The 2,956-nt window shown below is 57.1% G+C and carries 1 protein-coding gene, 1 tRNA gene and 6 pseudogenes; 5 read left to right on the forward strand and 3 right to left on the reverse strand.

Annotated features, from left to right (window positions below; translation table 11 throughout):
• Positions 1–8: 8 nt before the first annotated feature.
• Positions 9–84, reverse strand: a tRNA-Thr gene (locus tag QZ196_RS17485).
• Between the two features lie 255 nt (positions 85–339).
• On the opposite strand from QZ196_RS17485, the gene QZ196_RS17490 reads away from it, so the two are divergent.
• The gene (locus QZ196_RS17490; RefSeq protein WP_296428692.1) at positions 340–540 is read left to right on the forward strand and encodes a hypothetical protein; all 201 of its coding nucleotides are present in this window, start codon (positions 340–342) and stop codon (positions 538–540) included.
• Here the strand turns inward: QZ196_RS17490 and QZ196_RS17495 are convergent.
• Positions 501–698, reverse strand: a pseudogene (locus QZ196_RS17495) (IS21 family transposase); the annotation flags it as partial. The gene QZ196_RS17490 and the pseudogene QZ196_RS17495 sit on opposite strands and share 40 nt — an antisense overlap.
• A gap of 134 nt (positions 699–832) precedes the next feature.
• On the opposite strand from QZ196_RS17495, the pseudogene QZ196_RS17500 reads away from it, so the two are divergent.
• Positions 833–1,084: pseudogene (locus QZ196_RS17500) on the forward strand (IS3 family transposase); the annotation flags it as partial.
• A 35-nt stretch (positions 1,085–1,119) separates the two neighbouring features.
• Here QZ196_RS17500 and QZ196_RS17505 read toward each other — a convergent pair.
• Positions 1,120–1,285, reverse strand: a pseudogene (locus QZ196_RS17505) (IS256 family transposase); the annotation flags it as partial.
• A gap of 51 nt (positions 1,286–1,336) precedes the next feature.
• Between QZ196_RS17505 and QZ196_RS17510 the strand changes: the two are divergent.
• The 3 pseudogenes from QZ196_RS17510 to QZ196_RS17520 all read left to right on the forward strand — a co-directional run.
• Positions 1,337–1,831: pseudogene (locus QZ196_RS17510) on the forward strand (integrase core domain-containing protein); the annotation flags it as partial.
• Between the two features lie 45 nt (positions 1,832–1,876).
• Positions 1,877–2,056 (forward strand): annotated as a pseudogene (locus QZ196_RS17515) (hypothetical protein); the annotation flags it as partial.
• 248 nt (positions 2,057–2,304) lie between these two features.
• Positions 2,305–2,956: pseudogene (locus tag QZ196_RS17520) on the forward strand (IS256 family transposase); the annotation flags it as partial.

Below are 2,956 nucleotides of genomic sequence, written 5' to 3' on the forward strand. Positions count from 1 at the left end.
TGATTAAATGGTGCCCCCACACGGACTCGAACCGCGGACCTACTGATTACAAATCAGTTGCTCTACCAGCTGAGCTATAGGGGCACTGGGGGCGATTTAGCATCGGTACGTGACCTTGGCAAGACACATTGTATCAATCGGACTGACATTCATTTCATGCGATTGCCGTGTCGTCTGGCGGTCAGTATGCGCACGTTAAGATGCATGCGGACCTGATCTAGCGACCCGCTATTGCGATGATGGGCTCGATGCAGAACAGCTTGCTAACCCCTGTGTCAGGGAAGTTGTCCGATGCTCTATTTTTTCCTAATTTTCAGGTGGGCGGGATAGGACGATGATTTGGGATATTCACTGGAACGAAAATCGGCAGTGCTGGAGCGGATGTTACCGCCGAACAACATGGCCATTTGGCAGTTGTCGCAAGAGGAAGGGATTTCCGAGGCGACACTGCACAAGTGGCGCGCGCTGGCGCGTGAAAAGGGGTCAACTGCTGCCCGATGCGGACGCTGGGGCCGCGCGGGCACAACGGCCGTGTCGTAATGCGCGGCCATATCCGCGTAGGTCCGGTTGATCGCAGGGTCATAAAAGCAGGCCTTCGTGATCCCGGCCTTCAAGTTGTCGGATACGATCTGCGCTGTCGCACCCCCGAAGAAGCCAAAGGCGCGCACATGACTTGCAATCCAATCAGGCAGGGATTGCGGTGTTTGTCAAACAAGTTGTCCGCCGATTTCATGCGGCGTCTCTGATTTCAGAGGCGCTGATTTCGGTTTCCGGGTTGAGCCAGACGGGGCCAGCAGGTTGCCAGTTGCGGGTTTGACCTGACCAGCGTTCCGCCCGCGCGTTCTGCCGCAGGTTCTTTGCATGGTATAATCAAGATCATCATCACGCTGGGATCGGCCTCATGACACCCGACCAGATTCATTTTGGCCAAGCCCAAGAAATCTACACTGCGCGACAAGCAACACTCGACGCGGCATTCCTCACCACGCCCGAACGCTTCGTACACAAGCCACCAAAACCGCCTCAAATCCCGACCGCCGTCTGGATCAACCCACCAAAGCCAACCGAAGAAACCCAAGCCTAAATTCCAAAGGCCACTGTCTCAAAGTCGTTGACACGTTCGGCTTTCAGCGCTTCCGCTGGCATCCGTCTTGCCCCTTCACGCGCAAGCTCGGTCAAAGGGTCCGCTATCGATTCCGATTGGCCAAAGGGTAGGATCATTGTACCGTCCTTCATAGGCGTATCGCTCCTTTGTGAGGTTCTGGTTGGCTTTGACACCCACCACGATACGCCGCCTTTCAAATCATGCCATCACCCATTTTACCGCATAGCTCTACTGGCGGTGCCGAAGGCCCCGAACGTGAGTTGGTCAATGGACTTCATGGCCGACCAGCTCGGGGATGGCCGGGCGTTCCGGCTGCTGAACGTCTTGGATGACTTCAACCGAGAGGGGCTTGGCATCGAGGTGGACTTCTCGCTGCCCACAGAGCGTGTGATCCGTAGCTTGGATCGCATCATCGGATGGCGGGGCAAGCCAGACTCCATCCGGGTAGACAACGGCCCGGAATACATCAGCGGCAAGTTGCTGGCATGGGCTGAAAAACAAGGGGTTACCCTCGATCACATTCAGCCCGGCCAACCGCAGCAGAATGCCTACATCGAGCGATACAACCGCACGGTCAGGCACGAATGGCTTGATCAGAACATCATCGAAAGCATCGAAGAGGCGCAAGACGACGCCACAAAATGGCTCTGGACTTACAACAACGACCGCCCCAACATGGGCATCGGCGGCATCACACCCGCCATGAAATTGAAAATGGCCGCGTAAGTTCTACGAATACACCCCACTAAAAATGGGGGGATTACCGGTCGGCTTGGCCGGATTCTGGCGCGCAAGCCGAAGATGCTGATCGCTATCGCATTGGCCAACAAGATGGCGAGGCATATCTGGGCGACGCTGACGAAGAATGAGAATTACAGGGATTCGGCACTTGCAACAGTGGCACGAACATCGTGCCGTAACCAGCCAGTGCCGGTGCGACGGGGAGTGTGAGAAGACGACGAACTGAATGGGCAAAACGATCGAACATATCCGGATTGGGAAAACGGGAGTGTCCGATCTTCTGTGTAACTGGGATTTGGTCCATGCTTCCTGAGAGGAGCAAGGACGATGAGCATTTCAAAGGAACTATTGGACGAACTTCTGTAGGGCTGCGAGCGGCCTGGATCAGGTCGAAGCCGAGATATCGCGCCAGCTTCTGGACAATGGATTTTACAACGATGCCGCACGAATTTCCGCTGGAACGCATGCTGGGAGCCGAGCTGACCGCGCATCTTGGTTATGAAGAAGGCAAGGATGCGCCGGCGGGCCAGGCCAACCGGCGCAACGGCACAACCAGCAAGCGGCTGAAGGGTCAGGATGGCGAGGTGCCAATCGCCGTGCCGCGTGACCGGGACGGCAGTTTCAAGCCAGAGCTTATCAAGAAGGGGCAGACCCGGATCGACGGAATCGACGACAAAATCATCGGTCTCCATGCCGTCGGTCTGACGGTCCGTGACATCCGCGCCCACCTTGAGGACGTCTATGGCCTGCAGGTCTCGCCTGACTTGATCAGCCGGGTGACCGATGCCGTGCGGGACGAGGTCCGGGACTGGCAGAGCCGCGCGCTGGACCGGATGCATCCCATCGTCATTTTCGACGCGCTCCGGGTCAAGATCCGCGATGCTGACAGCCGGATGGTGAAGAACAAGGCCGTCTACGTGGCCTTGGGCGTCAGCAGGGACGGCGTGCGGGAGGTTCTGGGCCTGTGGATTGCCGAGAATGAAGGGGCCAAGTTCTGGCTCTCGGTGATGAATGAGCTGCGCAATCGCGGCGTCGAAGTCATCCTCATCGCCGTCCGGAACGTGTCAACGACTTTGAGACAGTGGCCTTTGGAATTTAGGCTTGGGTTTC

Source organism: Yoonia sp., assembly GCF_017854565.1.
In the GTDB taxonomy this organism is placed as follows: Bacteria; Pseudomonadota; Alphaproteobacteria; order Rhodobacterales; family Rhodobacteraceae; genus Yoonia.